The sequence below is a fragment of the Streptomyces sp. DSM 116793 genome (assembly GCF_057320905.1).
Map to the genome: position 1 here is coordinate 1,960,349 of NZ_CM170494.1, position 19,534 is coordinate 1,979,882.

Here is a 19,534-nt window from a genome sequence, read left to right on the forward strand (position 1 = left end):
GGGTTCACGGGTGTGGGCCGTCGTGCCGGTGTCGGCGGGCGCCGGTCGCCGGGGCCGGCTGCGCGGGCTCGGCGGGTTTCAGGGGGCGCACCGCGGGCCCCTGGAGCACGTGGCCGTCCGTGTCGTAGCGGGAGCCGTGGCAGGGGCACTCCCACGTGCGCTCCGCGTCGTTGAACCGCACCAGGCAGCCCAGATGCGTGCAGCGCGCGGACAGGGCGTGCACGCCGCCGTCCTCGTCCCGGTACACCGCCATGTGCCGGGCGCCGCTGCGCACCACCGCGCCCTCGCCGGGGGCGATGTCGTCCGTCGTGGGCTCGTCGCGGCCCGGCAGCCGGTCGCCCACGAAGTGCCGGGCCGTGTCCGCCTGCCGCTCCACCAGGGCGCGGCCCTCCCGCGGCAGGTGCAGCCGGCGGGGGTCGTAGAGGCCGGCCCAGGGCAGGCTGTCGCCCTCCATGAGCGACCGCAGCAGCCGCCCGGCCAGCATCCCGCCGCTCAGCCCCCAGCCGCCGAAGCCGGTGGCGACGTACACATGGCGGGCCGCCGGGTGCAGGCGGCCGATGAACGGCACGCCGTCCGTGGTCCAGTTGTCCTGCGCCGCCCAGCGGCGGACGATCTCGGCGGCCGGGAAGTGCTCCAGCAGCCAGGACGCGAGCCGCGCATACCGCTCCACCACCCCGCCGGTGCCCGGCACGAACTTCTCCCCGGTGGCGACGAGCAGCCGGTGCCCGTCGTCGTACGGGGCGGTGCGCAGCGATCGTGTGCCGGCCTCCGGCGTCAGGTACATGCCCTGCGGATCGTCGTCGCGGGGGATGCGGCCGGCCACGACGAGTTCGCGGTGCGGCGCCATGCGCGCGAAGAGCAGGGCGCGGTCGAAGATCGGGTAGTGGGTGGCCACCACGACGTCCCGGGCGGTGATCTCGGCGCCCTCGGCGGTGGTCACCCGGCACGGGGAGCCCTCGTGCAGTCCGGTGGCCCGGGTGTCCTCGAAGATCCGGCCACCGTGCGCGACCACGTCGCGGGCCAGGCCGTCGAGGAACGCCCGGGGGTGGAACTGCGCCTGGTCCGGCAGCCGTACCGCGCCGCTGACGGGGAACGGCAGCACCGTCGCCGGCACGAACTCCGCGTCGAGCCCGGCCTCCCGCGCCGCCTCCGCCTCGGCCCGCAACTCGTCCACGGCCTCGGGACGGGTGGCGTAGGTGAAGGCGTCACGGCGCTCCCACTGGCAGTCGATGCCGAGGTCCGCGCTCACCTCGCCCACCCGCGCCACGGCCTGGCTCTGCGAGGTGGCGTACCGCCGGGCCGCCTCGGCGCCGAAGTCGGTGCGCAGCCGGTGGTAGGTCAGTCCCTGGAGGGCGGAGAGCTTCGCGGTGGTGTGTCCCGTCACGCCCGCCGCCAGCCGGCCGGCCTCCACGAGCACGACGGAGTGGCCGGTGCGGACCATCTCCCAGGCGGTGCACAGCCCGGCCATCCCGCCGCCGAGCACGACCACGTCGGCCTCCGTGCCGGTGCGCAACGGGGGGTGGTGCTCCGAGAGCTCCCGTTCCATCCAGTGCGACACCGGCGCACCGGGCAGCCGCGGCGGACTCGTCATGGCGTCCTCGCTTCCGTCGTCCTCGGTCCGTCTTCCGTGCTCTTCCGTCGTCCCCGGCCCGCCTTCCGTGCTCTCCCGGCAGCCCCGGTCCGTCTTCCGTGCTCTTCCGTCGTCCCCGGTCCGTCTTCCGTGCTCTCCCGGCAGCCCCGGCCCGCCTTCCGTCGTCCCCATCCGCCCTCGCCCGCTCCCGCATGCCTCTCCGTCGCCGGTCACGGCCGCGCGGCGCCGCGGGCATCGGGACGCGAGTATCCGCGGAGGGCGGGTCGTACACGGCGGGGCGCGCGCGGGGAGGGGGCGGCGGTCCTGTGTGAAAGCGCCGTACGGGGTACGCGTGGCCAATGTCCCCTCCTGTTCGTGCCGCCGCGCGCTCCCGGGCCGTACCCGGGGCACGGCGCGGCGTCCGGGCGGGAGCCGAACCGCGGAGGTTGCCATGACGCCCGCTTCCGGACCGCCTCCGGCCAGGCCGGGCGGCCTTGGGGCGCCGCTGGTGCCGCCGGGCGTCTACGCGCCGCAGGCGGACACGTTCCTGCTGGCCGAGGCGCTGACGCGGGAGCGGCTGCCGGTGGGCGCCGAGGTGCTGGACATGGGCACCGGCACCGGCGTGCTCGCGGTGCACGCGGCGCGGCAGGGCGCACGGGTCACCGCCGTGGACATCGGGCGCCGCGCCGTGCTCGCGGCGCGCCTGAACGCGCTGCGCGCGGGCCGGTGCCGGCGGATCGCCGTACGCCGGGGGGACCTGTTCGCACCGGTCCTGGGCAGCTCCTTCGACCTGGTGGTGTGCAATCCGCCGTATGTGCCCACGCCCCCGGCGGCGGGCCCGCGGGGCGGGCGGCTGGCCTGGGAGGCCGGGACCGACGGGCGGGACGTCCTGGACCGGGTCTGCGACGGCGCCGCCGAGGTGCTGCGGCCGCAGGGCGCCCTGCTCATGGTGCAGTCCGGGCTCTGCGGCGTCGACGACACCCTGCGGCGGCTGGCGCGTGCGGGGCTGCGCGGCACGGTCCGCGACCGCAGGCGGATCCCCTTCGGTCCCGTGCTGCGCGCCCGGCTGCCCTGGCTGCGCGCCCGGGGCCTGCTCACCGTGCGGGACAAGGACGAGGAGCTGGTGGTCATCCGTGCCGAACACCCCTGACCGCGACCGCGCGGGGGACGCCCCCTACCGCGTCACGCTCGACGCCGAGGGCCCGCTCCTGGTGCCGGGCCCCGTGGAGGTGTGCCTCGACGACGGAACGGTGGCCTTCTCCGACCGTTTCACCGTCGCCATCTGCACCTGCCGCCGCACCGCGACGCCCCCGTGGTGCGACACCAGCCACCGCGGGCCGCCGCGGCACCCGGCGCCCGGCACCCATCGGTCCTCCGACCCGGAACAGCCCGCCCGCCCCGCGGGCAGACGCCCCGCCCGCCCCGAGGACACACGGCCCGGCCAACCCGAGGACACACGGCCCGGCCAACCCCAGGGCACACGGCCCGGCCAACCCCAGGGCACGAAAGGAGACGGACCATGACCGCTTCGGCACGGGCCGCACCGCGGAAGCCGGTGCGCGCGCCCGGATACGTGTCACGCACCGCGGGCCCGCCCGGCGGGCCCGGCCTGCCCCGGGCCCGCGGTGGGCTGTCCGGCGCCGTGCTGGACTCGCTGGCCTCGACGGCGCCGGAGAGCGCCGCTCTGCCGGGCGCCCGGGAGGCCGGCGCCGCGGACCCGTACGGTGACGACCTGCACCTCGCGCTGTACGTGCTCTACGAGCTGCACTACCGGGGCTTCGCGGACGTCGCCCCCGACCGGGAGTGGGACCCGCGCCTGCTGGAGCTGCGCGGGGCTCTGGAACGGCGGTTCGAGTCGGAGCTGCGGGCGGCCGCGGGGCCGGTCGCGGACGTCACGGCCGCCCTGGACACGCTGCTGACCGGGACCGCGGAGGACGCCGACACCGACGTGAGCCGCTTCCTGCGCCGCGAGGGGCGGCTGTGGCAACTGCGCGAGTACGCCGCGCTGCGTTCGCTGTACCACCTCAAGGAGGCCGATCCGCACGCCTGGGTCGTCCCGCGGCTGCGCGGCCGGGCCAAGGCCGCCATGGTGGCGGTGGAGTACGACGAGTTCGGCGCGGGGCGGCCCGAGGAGGTGCACGCCGAGCTGTTCGCCGCGCTCATGTCCGACCTGGACCTGGACTCGGCCTACGGCCGGTATCTCGACCACGCGCCCGCGCCGGCCCTCGCGCCCGTCAACCTGATGTCGTTGCTGGGGCTGCACCGCGCCCACCGCGGTGCCCTCGTCGGGCACTTCGCGGCGGTCGAGGTGACGTCGTCGCCCGCCTCGGCCCGGCTGGCCGCGGCCCTGCGCCGCACGGGGGCGGGCCCCGCGGCCGAGCACTTCTACGCCGAGCACGTGGAGGCCGACGCCGTGCACGAGCAGGTGGTGCGGCGGGACGTGGTGGGCGGGCTGCTCACCGAAGAGCCCGGCCTGGCGCCGGACATCGCCTTCGGTATCCACGCCACCATCCACCTGGAGGCGCTGCTGGCCGAACACCTCCTCACCCACTGGCGGGCCGGCCGCAGCGCGCTCCGCGCTCCCCTGTGAGCCCGGCGACGCCCGGCCCGACGGCGCCTTCACGAGTGGACTCCCGCCCCGAAAGGGGCCCGGGGAACTGGGCGAGCACCCCACCGGCCCCGGGCAGAGCCCCTCCGACCGCGACACGTACTGGGCGCTGCCCGAGTACAACTTCTTCGCGCCGTACGCCAGGTTCGTCCAGCGGACCGGGGCACGTACGTCTGGCAGCGCTGATCCGGCGTCGGCGCCGCGCCCGCCCGGGCGCCGGCCGCGCTCCCCGCCCGTCCGATCCGAACCCCGCTCCCCCGAGGGCCCTCGCGACCGCGCGAGGGCCCTCGTGCGCGTCCCGGCCCACGACGGTGGCCGGTTCCCGGCGCCCGGCGGCGCGACCCATTGACAGTTGTCATGTCCCTGTTACATTCCGAACTCAGCGAGAGATCCGATCTTTTCATTGAGAAAGCCTCTCCAGGCGCCGCAGAAGCCCGCCCCATTGGAGTGGATACGCCGCACACCTCGGATCTCTCATCAAGAGTGTGACCACTGACAGCAGAAGGAGAGCGAAGGGTGAAAAGAGTCGCCGCCCTGACGGCGTTCCTGCTCGCCGCCCTGTTCGGGCTGACGGGAGTCCAGGCCGCCGCCGGCGCCACCCGCGCCGCCCCCACCGAGGCCCACACCCAGGCCGCCGTGTTCGACGTCATGGACTACGGGGCCACGGCCGACGGGCACGCCAACGACAGCCCCGCGATCGAGGACGCCATCACGGCGGCCAACCGCGCGGGCGGCGGGATCGTGGAATTCCCGTCCGGGCAGTACAAGTCCAAGAACACCGTCCACCTGAAGAGCGATGTGACCCTGCAACTGGACTCCGGGGCCACCATCCTCGGGTCGAGCTCGGACGTCTACGACGACCCCGAGTCCAACCCTTACGACGACTACCAGGACTTCGGGCACAGCCACTTCCATGACGCGATGTTCTACGGCGACAAGCTGACGAACATCGGCTTCACCGGATCGGGCACCATCGACGGCGGCGGGTACCTGGCCACCGGCAACCCGGACGACGGCCAGGCCGACAAGATCATCTCGCTGACCCGGTGCACCGGCCTGACGCTCAGCGGGATCACGCTGCGGCGCGGCGGCCACTTCGCGGCGCTCATCAACGGCTGCGACGACGTGACCTCCGACCACCTGCACATCGACACCGCGAGCGACCGCGACGGCTGGAACATCATCAGCACCACGCACGTCACCATCACCAACGCCGACATCGCCGCCAACGACGACGCCCTGGTCTTCAAGAGCGACTACGCCCTCGGCGCCAAGCTGCCCAACGGCCATGTGACGGTATCGGACTCCCATCTGTCCGCCGAGTGCTGCAACGCCCTGATGTTCGGCTCCGAGACCTGCGGTGACTTCACGGACTACAACTTCCAGGACATCGACATCACCGGCGCGGACAAGTCCGGCCTCGGCATGGTCTCCATGGACGGCGCCGACATCTCGGACGTCCACTACCGGGACATCACCATGACCGACGTCCACTCGCCCATCATGCAGAAGATCGGGACGAGAAAACGGTGTGGCGATGATCCCGGTGTCGGCCACATCCACGACATCACCTACGACAACATCACCGCCAAGGGCAGCACCCCCTCGTTCAGCCCGACGCTGTGGGGCGAGTCCGGCGGCAACCACATCAGCGACGTCACCTTCGACCACGTCAACCTGACCGTGCCCGGCGGCAACGGCACCATGTCGACCGCGGTGCCCAGCAACGACGCGAACGACTACAACCCGAACAGCATCGGCACCCGGCCGGCCTTCGGCTGGTACATCCACAACGCCGACCACATCACGTTCCGGGACAGCTCAGTACGGTTCGCCGACAACGACGACCGTCCGGCGGTCATCGCCAACACCGGCAGCGCGCTGGACTTCGACGGCTTCACGGCCGGACGCGGCGACGACAGCCCGGCCGACTTCGTCTTCCAGGGCGTGACCGGCTACTGCCTCGCCGACAGCGACAACGACTCCGGCGGCGCGCTCCGGGTGAGCGCCACGGGCTCCACGCAGGACTGCTCCTAGGACCGGGACCGACCGCCGTACACCCACCACCAAGGATGTCATGACCAGAACTAAGGCAACCGCGCTGCTCGGGGCGGTCTCCTCGCTCGCCCTGGCCCTCACCGGGCTCGGCACCGCGCCGTCCGCGTCCGCCTCCGACAACGGCCTCTCGATCCGCCCCGCCATGGGCTGGAGCAGCTGGAGCTTCGTGCGGCGCACCCCCTCGGAGGCCGCGATCAGAGCCCAGGCCGACGCCATGGCGAAGAGCGGCCTGGCCTCCCACGGCTTCGTGTACATCAACCTGGACGACTTCTGGCAGAAGTGCGACGCAGGCGGCTTCGTCGTGGACTCCTACGGGCGCTGGGCGGTGGACACCGCCAAGTTCCCCTCGGGCATCAGGGCCCTGGCCAACTACGTGCACGGCAAGGGGCTCAAGTTCGGCTTCTACGTGACGCCGGGCATCGCCAAGAACGCGGTCACCAAGAACACGCCCGTCGAGGGCACCCCCTACCACGCCCAGGACATCGCGGACACCTCGAAGTCCGAGAAGAACTACAACTGCAAGAACATGTACTACCTCGACTACGGCAAGCCGGGCGCCCAGGAGTTCGTGAACTCCTGGGCACGGCAGTTCGCGTCGTGGGGCGTGGACTACCTGAAGATCGACGGGGTGGGCAGCGACGACGTGGCCGATGTGCAGGCCTGGGACAAGGCGCTGCGCGCCACCGGGCGGCCCATCAACTTCGCGCTCTCCAACAACCTCCCCATCGCCGGCGCCACCACCTGGAAGCAGCTCGCGAACAGCTGGCGCACCCAGGGCGACGTGGAGTGCTACTGCGGCCCGGGGCCCAACGGCAGCGGCTACCCGCTGACCGACTGGTCACACGTCTCATCGCGGTTCAACTCGGCCGCGTCCTGGCAGCCGTACGCGGGTCCGGGCGGCTGGAACGACCTGGACTCCCTGGAGGTCGGGGGCGGTGACCAGGTGGGCCTCACCGCCGACCAGCGGCGCTCGGTGTTCACCCTCTGGGCGATGGCGGCCTCCCCGCTGCTGCTGGGCACCGACCTGACCCACCTGGACCCCACCGACAAGGCGATGCTCACCAACGACCGGCTGATCGGCGTCGACCAGGACGGCGTGGCCGCGGAGCGGATCGTGAACGACGGCACCGCGCAGGTGTGGCGCAAGCGCGAGGCGAACGGCGACTACGTGGTGGCGCTCTTCAACACCGCCACCTCGGGTTCCCGGACGGTCGGCGTCTCGTGGCAGCAGGTCGGCTTCTTCGGGGACGGCGACGTCACCGACCTGTGGTCGGGCAAGCGCACCGGCACGGTCACGGACTCCTACAGCGCGACCCTGCGCCCCGGGGAGACCCGGCTGATCCGGGTCAGGCCGGTGTCCTGACGCACCCGGGCCCGTCGTGCCGCGCGACGGGCCCGGCACCGGTCCGTGCGCGGGAGAGGACCGCTCGCGGGGCGCGGCGGGCGACACGGCGGGCGGCCGATGGGTGCCACCCGCCACCCGCCCGCCCGCCGGCCGCCCGCCGTCCGGTGCCCCGGCGGGGCGGTGCTCAGGACACCGGACTGCCGTTGACCGAGACCTGGGAGAACGTCAGGTCGTCGGTGTACGCGACACTGTCCTGCCCGCTGATGCCCGTGAACGCGGAGCGGGACAGGTGCACGCCGTCGATGTGGTCCGTGGGCAGGCCCACCAGTTGCAGGACCGCCTGGGCGCCGTCGATCTCCATCCGGTCCACGTGGACGTTCCGCACGGCCACCGGCTGGTCGCCCGCCTCGCCGTTGTAGTCCAACGTGATGAAGACCGCCTGCCGCTCGACGCCCCGGCCGGTGATCCGGCGCAGGTGGACGCCGTCCACGAAGCTGCCGCGCCTCTTGTTGGTCTTGATGTACAGGGGGTACTTGACCGGGTAGCGGCCGGGGAAGTCGGGCGGGTTGACGGTGCAGTCCTCGGCGAAGACGTTCCGCACGCCGCCGGACACCTCGCTGCCCACGGCCACCCCGCCCCACCGGCCGGAGAACGCGCAGTTCTGGATGACGACGTTCTCGCTGGGCACCCCGATCCGCCGGCCGTCCTCGTCGCGCCCCGACTTCACGGCGACGCAGTCGTCGTTGGTGTTGAACCGGCAGCCCGTGATGTGTACGTCGGAGCAGGCCTCGGGGTCGCAGCCGTCGGTGTTGTAGAGCGTGCTGTCGACGGTGACGTTCCGCACCGTCACATTGGTGCAGAGCACCGGGTGCACCGTCCACATCGGCGGGTCCACCAGACTCACGCCGTCGACCAGGACGTTGCGGCAGCGGTTGAACTGGATCAGCTGCGGCCGCAGGTAGTGCCCGTCACCGAACACGCGCTCCGCCACCGGCACGCCCGTGGCGCCCATCCGGCGCAGCAGCTGCTGGTCGGGGCCCTGCAGGCCGCTGGTGCGGTACCAGCTCTCCCAGGGGCCGAGGCGGGCCTGCCCGTCCAGGGTGCCGGGGCCGGTGACGGCCAGGTCCCGCTGCCCGTGGGCGTAGACGAACGGCGAGTAGTTCCAGCACTCGGTGCCCTCGAAGCGGGTGAGCACGGCGGGCAGGAAGTCGTGCGGATCCGGGCTGAAGGCGATGGTGGCGTCCGCGGTGACATGCAGCTCGACCCCGCTGAGCAGGTGGACCGCGCCGGTGAGGAACCGGCCGGCCGGGACGACGACCCGGCCGCCCCCGGAGCGCGCGCACGCCTCGACGGCGGCGCGGAACGCGCCGGTGTTCAGGGTCTGCCCGTCGCCGACCGCGCCGAAGTGCGTGATGTCGAAGCGCCGGCCGGGGAAGGCCGGCGGCCTGACCCGGGCGAGGATACGCGGAACCTGGTCCCAGGCCCGGTCGGCGGCGGCCGGCGGGCCGGCCGGTGCCGTGGGGGCGGCGCCGGGGGCGTCCGCTGCCTGGGCCGCGGTGGCGGCGGGCACCGCGGCCGCCACCGCGAGCAGTCCGCCTGCGGTGAGCACGGAGCGGCGGTCCATCGTCATTGACGGTCTCCTTCGTCGCTGGTCACTGCTGTCGGGGCCGGTCCCAACCGGGACCGGCCGGCGTCCCGGAGACGCCCCGGTGGAGTCACGGACGCGCTCCGGCCGCAGTCGGCGGCGTGGTCACGGCCCACCCGGCGGACGGCCCACCCGGCGGAGCGCCCCGCTGGGCGGACGGCCCACCGGGGGACCGCCGCACTGGGCGGACGGCCCACCGTCCCGCGGGCGGGGCGAGCCCTGCGGGGCGGCGGGCCGTCCTGCCGCGGTCGCCGGGACCGCGCGTCCCGGCGACCGCGGCCGTTGGGGCGACGTCCCGTGACGTCCTAGGACGGTGACGTCTCGCAGGTGGTGACGCCGCGGTGCCAGCGGCAGGCCAGGGCCGCGAAACCGCCGTCGGCGACGACCGGCACGGAGAGCGTCTGACCGCTGCGCATCACGTGCGGGACGCGCACCAGGCCGTCCGGCCCGTCCTGGACGGTCTCCACCAGCCAGGTGCCGGGGTCGAGCCGCAGCGGCACCTCGGCGGTGTGGGCGGGCCCGGCGTACGCTCCGCCGATGAACCACCGCGCGCCGCTCTGCCGGGCGAGCACCGCGCTCTCGCCGGGCCGGCCGGCGAGCAGCCGGGTGCGGTCCCAGGCGGCCGGGATCTGCTCCAGGAAACGGCGCGCCTCGGGCCGCTGGTCGTACGACTCAGGTGTGCCCGCGAGGTTCTGCACGCCGGACTCGTACAGCACCGACAGGCCCAGCTCGCCCGCGTCGGAGCCGGCGTTGGGCCGCTCGGCGCGCTGGAAGGCACCGGGCGTGTAGTCCATCGAGCCGATGACGTTGCGGGTGAAGGGCAGGATGGTCAGGTGCTGGGCGGTGTTGGTCTTCTTCTCCTCGCCGTTGACACCCTCCATCGTCAGCACGTTCGGCCACGTGCGCTGGATGCCCTTGGGGATCGTGGAGCCGTGGAACTCGACGAGCATGTGGTGGGCGGCCAGTTCGGGCAGGATCTCGTCGTACCAGCGCATCCGCTCCTGGGACTCGGAGTCCATGAAGTCGATCTTCATGCCCTTGACGCCCCACTTCTCCAACGTGCCGAGCCACTGCTCGCGCTCCTCGGCGGTGTCGAGGTCGCGGAAGTGCACCCATACGAGGATGCCGACGCCCCGCTGCTTCGCGTAGTCGACGAGCTGCGGCATCCAGCTGTCCGTCTGCCAGTCGGGGTCGGTGGTCTCCCACTGGCCGAGCGGGTAGTACCAGCCGGCGTCCACGACCTCGTACGGCCAGCCGCGCTGGGCGGCGTAGTCGACGTAGGCCTCCTGCGCGGTGAGGCTCTGCCCGGCCGTGCGGCCGCCCGCGAGCCAGGTCCACAGCGCGGGGCCCGGCTTGATCCAGGAGGTGTCGGCGATCCGGGACGCCGGGGCGAGGTCGTCCGTGAACGTCGACTCGGTGACGGTCGCCAGGTCGCCCACGATCATGGCCCGCCAGGGCGTGCTCAGCGCGCCGGTGACCTCGACCCGCTGGTCCCACAGGCCGATCCGGTACGTCGGCGAGCCCGCGTCGTGCACCAGGCGGGCCGCCGAGTAGCGTCCCGTCAGGTCCGACTCGGCGATCAGCGCGTAGGCGTCGCCGGTCCTGAACAGCGCCTGGTCCATGTACTCGCCGGCGGGCGCCGCGGCCGCCGGGTACTCCTTGAAGAGGTTCTCGTTGTCCTGCCGGTAGGCGCCGAGCCAGGCCTCGGCGTCCGCGGGGAGCGTGAAGGCGGACGTCTCGCCGAGCACGTCGCCGCTGCCGGACGGCAGCGCGTAGCGGTAGGCCACGCCGTCGTGCGAGGCGCGCACCAGCAGGTCGAGGCGCGCGCCGCCGGCGCCGGTGAACCTGAAGCGCGACTCGGTCATCAGCACCCGGCGCGAGCGCTGCTTGCCGGCCGTCGCCCGGTAGTGCTCGGAGACGACGCGGTCGCTGCGGCCCGCGAAGCGCAGGCCCCGCGACAGGTCGGCCCGCTCGGTGACGATGCCCACCGGCGAGGGCTCGATCACCGTCCTGCCGCCGTCGTCGACCTGAAGGGACAGCGTCCCCGCCGCCGCGTCCAGCCGGAGCCGGGCGCGGGGATCCGCTTGCCCGGGCCCCCGCACGGTCCACTGTGCGCCCGGCGCGGACGCCGTGCCGCCGGCGGAGACCGCCGCCCCGGCGGACACCGCGGCCACGGCGCCCGCAGGAACGGTACCGAACAGCGCCGACGCGACCAGTCCCCCGAGCAGCAGGGCCAGGGTGCCGCGCCGGGCGCCGTGCCTGACAGATCTCAGCATGATTGCCTCCCGAGACCGACACGGTACATAGTCATCCGATAACTAGACAGACTTCTGACGGCAATTGGTCATCGAGACGGCGATCAGGGCCTGATAGATCGGATCTATCAGGCCCTGATCGATCCGATCTATCTGCCCGCCGGGCACTTGACCGTCGCCTCGCATGCCTCCTCCCGGAGGCCGGCCGGCGGGGGGTCGGTCAGCCGTGCGGCGGGTGGGTGTCAGAAAACCGCGCAGGGCGGGACGGTGCCGCGCGGGCCGGCCGCACAGGGATCGTTCAACACGGGCCCATGTCCGAATCACGGCGGCAAGCACTGCCCCGAGCTTCCGCCGGCCGGGGGCCCTGCGCGGAACCGGTCCGGACGTGCGGAGACGGGTGGTCCTCCGCGCTGCGGGCCGGTACGCCTGGCCGGGCGGGTGTTCCGGCGCCGCGCCGGGGGGCTGGCGGCGGCGCGGCGGGACGGGTGCTCGCCGTGGGCCGCGCCGGTGACATTCGGACGGCGTATGCGGTCTGAATTCCGCTACTCTTCCGTCCGAATTCCGCCAGTCACGGGAGCCGGGTAAGGAATACCGGGACCGGACGGTTTATCGTCACGCTTTCGAGGCGTTGACAGGCTGATGTGACCGGCTCTTCAATCGGAGGCACAAGAGCTCAAATCGGACCGTTGCGATCTGCTGGGGGGAAGGTTCCTGGGCTCTGCAATGGTCATGCAGTCACGGCGGGCACGCTGAGTCCGGTTCAGCTCGCCATCTCCTCATTCAGGCACCACCGGGACCGTCCATTCGGGCTCTTCGGCTGCTCGTCCTTCGCGTGCAGTCCCAGCCGAACGAGTCACAAGGAGTTCTCCGAATGACCGTTGACCTCATGGCATCCGTGGGTACGGGGGCCATCACCCGGGAAGCTGTCGAGCAGCTTCTCGCCGAGTACCAGTCCACCTACGAGAACAGCAGCCCCGACTACTTCAAGCTGTTCGCGGCCGACGCGACGTTCTTCGTCCTGTCGGTTCCGAACCGCATCGACAGCCGCGAGGAGTTCCAGCGGGTGTTCGCGCTGACGCCGGGCACCACCCGGCGCAGCCAGATCCTGTCCCCCGAGATCCGGATCATGGGGGACACTGCCCTGGTCAGCCTGCACTCGCGGGTGGCTCTCGGCGACGAGCAGCACTACCTGCGGGAGTCCCTCGTGGTGACCCGCGACTCCCGTGGCGCGCTGCGCATCGCGCACCTGCACATCTCCCCGCAGGAGACGCCGGCCGTTCCCGACACGCCGGAGCGGGCGCTCGAGGAGATCGCGGTCATCGAGGAGCGCACGGCGACCACGGCCAGCACCGTCGGCACTCCGAAGTAGCACCCAGGCCGGTGACGCCGGCACCGCTGGGGCCCGTCCCGGGCGGGTCCCAGCACCTGCCGCACGTCGCCCCGACTCCGCCGGCGGCCATGTGCCCGTAAGGGGCGGGCGGAGTGCGCGACCGGCCACGACGAACCGTCACGCCGGCACCGGCCGAAGGGGCGGTCTCACCGCGCATTCCGACCACCTCGGGTCCACCCCCGTGCATTCCATCCACACATACGCGCCCGCGCATTCCACGCACCGCTCACCGCGCCCCCGAATTCACGCTCCCATTGTCACGCCGGCGCACCAGCGGTATGTCCACCACGGCACGTTCAGGTTTCTGAAGGATTCCGGCTCCTGGAGGGGTACGTTGTTGCAGAATATCGCGGCCTGCACGCCCGAATACGCCCGGCGGCTCCCGGCGAAAGCCCGCCCGCTCATCCGTTACCGCCGGGAGGACTTCGGCTGGCTGGCCGCGTTCCCGGACGGCTCGATGGCCATGTACGACGACGGCGTGGAACCGCTGCTGCGCGCGGGAGAACCCCCCGAACGCTGCTCGGACCACCTCATCGACCGCCTCTCCGTCGACACGGGATTCCACTTCCGCGCGCCCGCCATGGTCTGGCTGGAGATCACCCGCACCTGCAATCTCCGCTGCCCGCACTGCTTCGTCGAGGGCGGAAAGGCGCGCAGCACCGAGATCGGCACCGAGCGGATCATGGAACTGCTCGACGAGTGGGCCGCCATGGGCGTCTTCTCCCTCATCGTCACCGGCGGCGAGCCCACCATCCACCCCGACTTCAGCGCCATCGTGCAGCGCGCCCACGACCTCGGGTTCGTCGTCGGGATCCCCACGAACGGCACCACGCTGACCGAGGGCCTCATCGAGCGGCTCCCGCAGGACGACGTCATCGTCAGCATGAGCATCGACGGCCTGCACGGCGAGGGGAAGTACCGCAACGAGGGCGAGTTCTCCTACGTCACCCGCCGCCTGGCCGAACTGCGCGACCGCGGCTTCAACACCAGCATCATGACCACCACCACGCACCAGAACGTGGACGACCTCCCGGTCATCATGGACTGGGCCCGGGACAACGACATCAGCCTGCGCAGCGTGCCCTTCATCCCGATGGGCCGCGGCGCCCTGCACCGCGACCTCGCCAGCACCGTCCACGACGTGGAGAACACCGCCCGCTTCTGGATCGAGGAGGAGGAGTGGGCGCGCCGGAAGGACCAGACCCTCGGCCTGTGCGCGGGCAAGGTCCTGGACTTCCTCTACACCATGGTCTTCGCCACGCGCCGCTGCATGAGCGGCCGCGGTGTGTGCTACGTCAACTCGTCCGGTGACGTGTTCCCGTGCAGCACCTGCGCCGGCAACAAGGTGCTCGTCGGCGGCAATGTGCAGATGACGCCGTTCGCCGACATCTGGAACGACGAGGACTGGCTCATCCGCAAGATCACCTGGGACAACTACAAGGACACCTGCGACGGCTGCCCCATCAACGAGGACAAGTACTTCTGCACGGGCCGCTGCCCCAGCCAGTCCAGCATCCTCAACGGCCGCTACGACGGCTGCGGCACCACCGAGTTCCAGCGGCAGAGCATCCTGCGCCGCGAGGAGCTGTTCCGCGAGCGCATCATGTCCGAGCCGCTCGTCGAACTGCGCCGCCCCGCCGCGGACGTCACCGCCACGGACATCACCGCCACGGACATCGCCACCGCAGACGTCACCGTCCCAGACGTCACCGTCGCGGACATCACCGCAGCCGAGCCCGGGCAGGCGTCATGATGAAGGTCGGCCTGATCAGCAGCCTGCACCTCAACCACGGCGGCATGTCGCTGCACACCGGACCCGGCGACCCCATGCCCATGCAGACCTTCGTGCCCGTCGGCCTGCTCTCCCTCAAGGCCGCCGCGGACAGCGCGGGCGCCCCCGCCGACATCGGCGTCGTCGAGGTCAACCGCCTCCTCGTGGACGGCACCATCCCCAACACCGACGCCCTCTACGACGACATCGCCGCCGCGGTGCTCGCGGCGGGCGACGACCTGGTCGGCCTGATGACCGACGCGGACTCCCTCTCCCACACCGTGCTCATCGGGCAGGCCGTCAAGCGGCGCTCCCCCGGGACGACGATCTGCCTCGGCGGTCCCGCCGTCACCCCCATCAGCGCGGAGTTCGTCGAGCGCTTCCCGTGGGCCGACTTCATCGTGCGCGGCGAGGGCGAGCTGACGTTCACCGAACTCCTGGAGACCCTGCACGCGGGCGGCGATCCGGGCGACGTGCGCGGCCTGACGTACCGCCGGGGCGGCGAGGCCGTGGTCAACCCGGAACGCCCGCTGGTGAAGGACATGGCCGAGCTGCCCTGGCCCGCCTACTACGCCTTCGACATGACCACCGACGCCAACCTCTACCTGGACGTCGGCCGCGGCTGCCCCTTCAAGTGCTCCTTCTGCGCCACCGCGCCGTTCTGGGAGCGGCGGTTCCGGATGCGCCCCATCGACGACATCGTCCGGCAGATGGAGTACGTCCGCAGCGAGTTCGGCCGGACCAGCGTCAACTTCTCGCATGACATCTTCACCTGCGACCGGAACTGGACGCACCGCTTCTGCGACGAGCTGATCGCCCGTGACACCGGCGTCACCTGGGGGTGCAGCACCCGTACCGACGTCATCGACGCCGAGCTGCTGAAGAAGATGGGCGCCGCGGGCTGCGAGGAGATCTACTACGGCATCGAGAGCGGCTCGCCGCGGATGCAGCGGTGGATCAAGAAGAACCTCGATCTCGACCACTGCCTGGAGATCGTCAGGGCCACCAGGGAGGCGGGCATCCGCCCCGTCACCGGCTTCATCGTCGGCTACCCCACCGAGACCCGCGAGACCTTCGACGAGACGCTGACCCGGTTCTTCCAGTTCCTCCAGGAGGGCGAGGGCCGCAGCCAGCTCTTCACCCTGGTCCCGCTCCACCAGTCGCCGATGTACAGGCAGTACGAGAACACCCTGAGCCGCCCGGCCGAGTACTACGACGCGCCGGTGACCGAGTCCCGGATGGCGCAGATCCAGCAGTACCGCGCCGAGCACAAGGACATCTTCTGCACCGACTACCGCTTCGCCAGCCCGGACGTCGACGAGGCCCTGGTCGACGCGGCCGAGGAGCTCTCCGGCCATGTGGTGGTGCTCGCCTCGCTGTGGCCCCGGCTGCTCGCCCACTACGACTCCCCGCTCGCCTGGTACGAGCGCTGGGTCGCCTGGATCGAGCGCTACAACGGCCGGCACTCCCCCGGCACCCGCTACCGCCACCAGTGCGAGCCCCGTGACCTGCTGGTCTTCGCCCAGGAGGAGATCGCACGGCTCGGCATCGAGGACAGCCCCGTCGCCGCGCTGGTGCGCTACGAGATGATGCGCCTCGACGCCGCGAGCCTCCCGGCCCCGGGGCCGCGCCCCGCCGCGTCCACGGTGGGCCCCGAGTCCGCGCTGCGGCCGGGGGACTTCCTCGGCGCGGAGTTCCCGTACGACCTCCAGGAGCTGCTGCGCGGCGAGCCCGTCCGGCAGGCCGCGGACGGCGGCGCGTACGTCGTGACGCGGAAGAGCGCCGCCGACAAGATCGAGACCATCCAGCTGGGCCGCGCGGCACGCACCCTCCTGGAGCGCGCCGACGGCCGGCGCACCGCCCGGGAACTCATCGCCGAGGTCTTCCCGGAGTCCGCGGGCAGGAGCGACGCGGAACGGGCGCTGGACCGCGGCCTCGGTCTGGTCCGGTCCCTGGCGGGCATGGGGCTCCTGCTGGAGGGGCCGCCGCAGGCCCCGGCCACCCGCCCCGCGCCGGCGGGCCCGGCGGACGGCCCGCCGGGGACCGGCCCGGTCTCCGGCACCGGCACGGCGCTGGAGGGGCCGCCCCCGGCCAAGGGCAGGGCACTCGACGCCCCGTCGCCCGTCAAGGGCGGGGCACTCGGCACCGGGTCCCCGGCCAAGGGCAAGACCCTCGACGGCCCGGCCCCGGCCAAGGGCAGGGCACTCGGCACCCCGTCACCCGTCAAGGGCAAGGCCCTCGAAGGCCCGCCCCCGGCCAACGGCACCGCGCTCGACGGCCCGCCCCCCGCCGAGGGCAAGCCGCCGAAAGGGCCGCGCTCCCGCCGGAGCAGGGCGGGGGCGCGCTGACGTGCCGGCCGCAGAGGTCCGCCCGCCCACCGCCGAGGTGGTCCGCGTCGAACGCGCCCTCGGCGCGGTGCTGACGACCGGCGGCGGTGCGGAGCGCCGCCACCGCACCGAGTTCCACGGCGGCCGCCTGGAGCTGCCCGGCGCGAAGGCCCGGCTCTTCTCGGGACCGCCGCCCGCGCCCTGGCGGCTGCCGCTGCCGGACCCCGCCCCGCTCGACGACCACGGCGAGGTCGCCGCCGCCCTGGCCGCCCTGCGCACCCGCTTCGGCCCGGGCACCCGCCTGCACTACACGCAGACGTCCGCGGTCCGGATCGTCGCCGGGCCGGGCACGGGCGAGCCGGTGCCCCAGCACCGCCGGGTCTGGTCGCTCACCGGGGACCTCCGCACCCGCGCCGGCCGCACCGTCCCGGTCGGCCGCAGCGGACGCGGCCCGGGCGCCGGCCGGCTCGCCGACCCCACGGCGCTCGACGCGACGGACCGGCTGCTGGCGGCCGTGGACCGGGCCCGGCCGGTCACGGCCGGCGCCGCGCCCGCCGTGCTCGCGCCGCAGGCGGCCGGTGTGCTGCTGCACGAGGCGGCGGGCCACTTCGCCGAGGGCGCCCCGGACGGCACGCCGGTGCTCGGGCACCGGCTGCGCTGCCGGGTCGCCGCCGACCTGGTCTGCCTCGACGACGACCCGCTCGCCGAGGGCGGCCCCGCGCACTACGAGCGCGACGACGACGGCATCGCCTGCCTGGGCCGTCAGCGGATCGTCGTCGACGGCGTCCTCGTCCGGCAGTTGCACAGCGTCGCGAGCGCCCGGCGTGCCGGCGCGATGCCCACCGCCAACGGCCGCGCCGCGTCGGTGCTCCAGCGCCCGCTGCCCCGGATGTCCAACCTGGTCTGCCGGCCGGGCACGGCCCCGCTGGACGAGCTGGTGGAGCACGCCGGGCACGGCCTGCTCGTGCACCGGCTCGCCGACGGCATCCGGTTCGGCGGCACCGTCGAGGCCCGGCTGGTGCTCGGCGAGGTGATCCGCTCCGGCCGCCGCACCGGCGAGTACGTGACCGGCCGTGTCCGGGAGAGCGCCGACGTCCTGACCCGGATCGTCGAGCTGGGCGACCGCAGCGAGTTCGCCGACAACGCCCTGTGCGGAAAGGACCGCCAGATGCTGTTCGACGTCGGGACGTGCGCGCCCGCGGTCCGGCTCACCGAGCTGCGGTGCGCGCCATGACCGCGCTCCGCGTGATCCGGCGCCACACCGCCGTACGGGTGTCACCCGACGGTCGCGAGACGAGGACCGATCTCGCGCTGCGGGCCGAGTCCGCCGAGCCGGGCCGGTGGCGGCTTGCCGCCCACCCGCCGGACGACGGGGACGCGGAACCGGCGCCCGGCGAGGCGGCGGCTGCACGGCCGGTGTCCCGGGGCGGTGCCGGCGTGGATCCGGCCGAGCGGGCGCGCAGCGCCTGGCGCCTGCTGGCCGAGAAGGCCCGCCCGGTGCTGCGCGGGGACGGGCTGCTCGTCGAGGCGGGCCGCACCGGCACCGAGGTCGTCCACGACGGACGCACGGTGCTCAGGCGCAGCCGCGGCTACCTCCTGGTACGGGACGGCGACCACGTCCTGCACCTGTCGGGCGCCCCGGCCCCGGAGGACGGGGCAGCCGCCCCGGGTAACGACGCGACCGCTCCGGGAGGCCATGCGACCGCACCCGAAGACGGCACGGCCCCTCCGGAAGGCGACCCGGCCGCCCCGGACGCCGTCCTGCCCTGGGTGCGGGCGGCGGACCCGGACGAGATCCGCGCCGCCGACCCCGTCGTCCTCGGCCCGTCCGCCGTGCTGGCCCTGACGGCCGCGGTGCTGGAGGACCGGGGCGGCACTCCCCCGCACTGGACGGCGCCCCCGGCGCCCTCCCCCTATCCGCCCCACGACCTGTCCCCGCTGTTCCCGCTGTCCCCGCCGCCTCCGCCGTATCCGCCGTATCCGCTGTATCCGCTGTATCCGTCGGCCACGCTGTCCACACCGGCCACGCTGACCACACCGGCCACCCTCGTCCTGCCGCACGAGGCGGCCGGCGGCCGGACACCCGCCGACCTCGCGGCGGCCGCCGAACTGCTCGGCGACCCGGCCCTGTGGCTGGTGCCGCACGGCACCTTCGGCGAGTTCGCCGCCGGCGACGTGCCGGGCGTCGCCGCCGGCCGGCTGCCCCGCGCGGCGCTGCCGCCGCGCGCGCTGGTCGTCGACTCCCTGGCCCCAGGGGCCCGTTCGCCCGACGGCGCCCTGTACTGGACCGCCGCCTACCGCGTCCTCGACGGCGCCGGAACGGGGCGCGGCACCGGGCCGCTGCGGCTGCGCGGCGCACCGGCGGAACTGCTGGCCGCGGCCGCGGCGCGCTGCGGGCCCCGGCGGCCGGGGCTCGGCCGCGACCCCATCGGGCGGGCCCGCTACCTGCTCGCCCCCACCGTCCGCACCTCCCTGACCGCGGGCCGGACGCTCGCCCTCTGACCGCCCGGACCACACCCGCCCCACCCGCATGCACGTACCGAACACACACCCCGGACCAGGACA

At 73.4% G+C, this 19,534-nt stretch carries 13 protein-coding genes; 10 read left to right on the forward strand and 3 right to left on the reverse strand.

Features of this window, described 5'->3' with window-relative positions; translation table 11 throughout:
* Positions 1-4 precede the first annotated feature (4 nt).
* Complete coding sequence (locus ACSMXW_RS08215) at positions 5-1,591, reverse strand: FAD-dependent oxidoreductase (RefSeq protein ID WP_485804807.1); 1,587 nt, start codon at positions 1,589-1,591, stop codon at positions 5-7.
* A gap of 430 nt (positions 1,592-2,021) precedes the next feature.
* Between ACSMXW_RS08215 and ACSMXW_RS08220 the strand changes: the two genes are divergently transcribed.
* The 5 genes from ACSMXW_RS08220 (at position 2,022) to ACSMXW_RS08240 (ending at position 7,599) form a co-directional block, all read left to right on the forward strand.
* Positions 2,022-2,720 carry a HemK2/MTQ2 family protein methyltransferase gene (locus tag ACSMXW_RS08220; protein WP_485804808.1) on the forward strand — a complete coding sequence of 233 codons (699 nt, stop codon included), beginning with the start codon at positions 2,022-2,024 and terminating at the stop codon, positions 2,718-2,720.
* Entirely contained in the window at positions 2,704-3,093 is a 390-nt protein-coding gene (locus tag ACSMXW_RS08225) for a CDGSH iron-sulfur domain-containing protein (protein WP_485804809.1), read from the forward strand. Before ACSMXW_RS08220 ends, ACSMXW_RS08225 begins: the two co-directional genes overlap by 17 nt.
* Positions 3,090-4,160: an iron-containing redox enzyme family protein gene (locus tag ACSMXW_RS08230; protein WP_485804810.1), complete on the forward strand. Its 1,071-nt coding sequence runs from the start codon at positions 3,090-3,092 to the stop codon at positions 4,158-4,160. Before ACSMXW_RS08225 ends, ACSMXW_RS08230 begins: the two co-directional genes overlap by 4 nt.
* Before the next feature lie 534 nt (positions 4,161-4,694).
* Positions 4,695-6,215: a glycoside hydrolase family 28 protein gene (locus ACSMXW_RS08235; protein WP_485804811.1), complete on the forward strand. Its 1,521-nt coding sequence runs from the start codon at positions 4,695-4,697 to the stop codon at positions 6,213-6,215.
* A gap of 40 nt (positions 6,216-6,255) precedes the next feature.
* Positions 6,256-7,599, forward strand: coding sequence for a glycoside hydrolase family 27 protein (locus ACSMXW_RS08240; RefSeq protein WP_485804812.1), 1,344 nt, complete (start codon positions 6,256-6,258; stop codon positions 7,597-7,599).
* Between the two features lie 166 nt (positions 7,600-7,765).
* On the opposite strand, the gene ACSMXW_RS08245 is transcribed toward ACSMXW_RS08240, so the two are convergent.
* Together ACSMXW_RS08245 and ACSMXW_RS08250 are read right to left on the reverse strand one after the other, a co-directional pair.
* Entirely contained in the window at positions 7,766-9,211 is a 1,446-nt protein-coding gene (locus ACSMXW_RS08245; protein ID WP_485804813.1) for a glycoside hydrolase family 28 protein, read from the reverse strand.
* A 320-nt stretch (positions 9,212-9,531) separates the two neighbouring features.
* Positions 9,532-11,502, reverse strand: coding sequence for a glycoside hydrolase family 97 protein (locus ACSMXW_RS08250; protein ID WP_485804814.1), 1,971 nt, complete (start codon positions 11,500-11,502; stop codon positions 9,532-9,534).
* Positions 11,503-12,352: 850 nt separating this feature from the next.
* Between ACSMXW_RS08250 and ACSMXW_RS08255 the strand changes: the two genes are divergently transcribed.
* From ACSMXW_RS08255 to ACSMXW_RS08275, 5 genes are all read left to right on the forward strand, one after another.
* Positions 12,353-12,850 (forward strand): nuclear transport factor 2 family protein, encoded by a 498-nt coding sequence (locus ACSMXW_RS08255; protein WP_485804815.1) that lies wholly within the window; start codon positions 12,353-12,355, stop codon positions 12,848-12,850.
* Positions 12,851-13,205: 355 nt separating this feature from the next.
* Positions 13,206-14,624, forward strand: coding sequence for a radical SAM protein (locus ACSMXW_RS08260; protein WP_485804816.1), 1,419 nt, complete (start codon positions 13,206-13,208; stop codon positions 14,622-14,624).
* Entirely contained in the window at positions 14,621-16,990 is a 2,370-nt protein-coding gene (locus ACSMXW_RS08265; protein ID WP_485804817.1) for a B12-binding domain-containing radical SAM protein, read from the forward strand. The genes ACSMXW_RS08260 and ACSMXW_RS08265 overlap by 4 nt, the downstream gene beginning before the upstream one ends.
* Before the next feature lies 1 nt (position 16,991).
* A complete protein-coding gene (locus ACSMXW_RS08270; RefSeq protein WP_485804818.1) occupies positions 16,992-18,203 on the forward strand; it encodes a metallopeptidase TldD-related protein in 1,212 nt (403 codons plus the stop codon).
* Positions 18,200-19,471, forward strand: coding sequence for a hypothetical protein (locus ACSMXW_RS08275; protein WP_485804819.1), 1,272 nt, complete (start codon positions 18,200-18,202; stop codon positions 19,469-19,471). Before ACSMXW_RS08270 ends, ACSMXW_RS08275 begins: the two co-directional genes overlap by 4 nt.
* Positions 19,472-19,534: the final 63 nt, after the last annotated feature.

Bases quoted from the DNA above. Each gene is read 5' to 3' on its own strand.
- ACSMXW_RS08230 (WP_485804810.1), top strand. From the start codon at position 3,090: ATGACCGCTTCGGCACGGGCCGCACCGCGGAAGCCGGTGCGCGCGCCC.
- ACSMXW_RS08255 (WP_485804815.1), top strand. From the start codon at position 12,353: ATGACCGTTGACCTCATGGCATCCGTGGGTACGGGGGCCATCACCCGG.
- ACSMXW_RS08215 (WP_485804807.1), bottom strand. From the start codon at position 1,591: ATGACGAGTCCGCCGCGGCTGCCCGGTGCGCCGGTGTCGCACTGGATG.
- ACSMXW_RS08245 (WP_485804813.1), bottom strand. From the start codon at position 9,211: ATGACGATGGACCGCCGCTCCGTGCTCACCGCAGGCGGACTGCTCGCG.
- ACSMXW_RS08250 (WP_485804814.1), bottom strand. From the start codon at position 11,502: ATGCTGAGATCTGTCAGGCACGGCGCCCGGCGCGGCACCCTGGCCCTG.
- ACSMXW_RS08220 (WP_485804808.1), top strand. From the start codon at position 2,022: ATGACGCCCGCTTCCGGACCGCCTCCGGCCAGGCCGGGCGGCCTTGGG.
- ACSMXW_RS08265 (WP_485804817.1), top strand. From the start codon at position 14,621: ATGATGAAGGTCGGCCTGATCAGCAGCCTGCACCTCAACCACGGCGGC.
- ACSMXW_RS08240 (WP_485804812.1), top strand. From the start codon at position 6,256: ATGACCAGAACTAAGGCAACCGCGCTGCTCGGGGCGGTCTCCTCGCTC.
- ACSMXW_RS08275 (WP_485804819.1), top strand. From the start codon at position 18,200: ATGACCGCGCTCCGCGTGATCCGGCGCCACACCGCCGTACGGGTGTCA.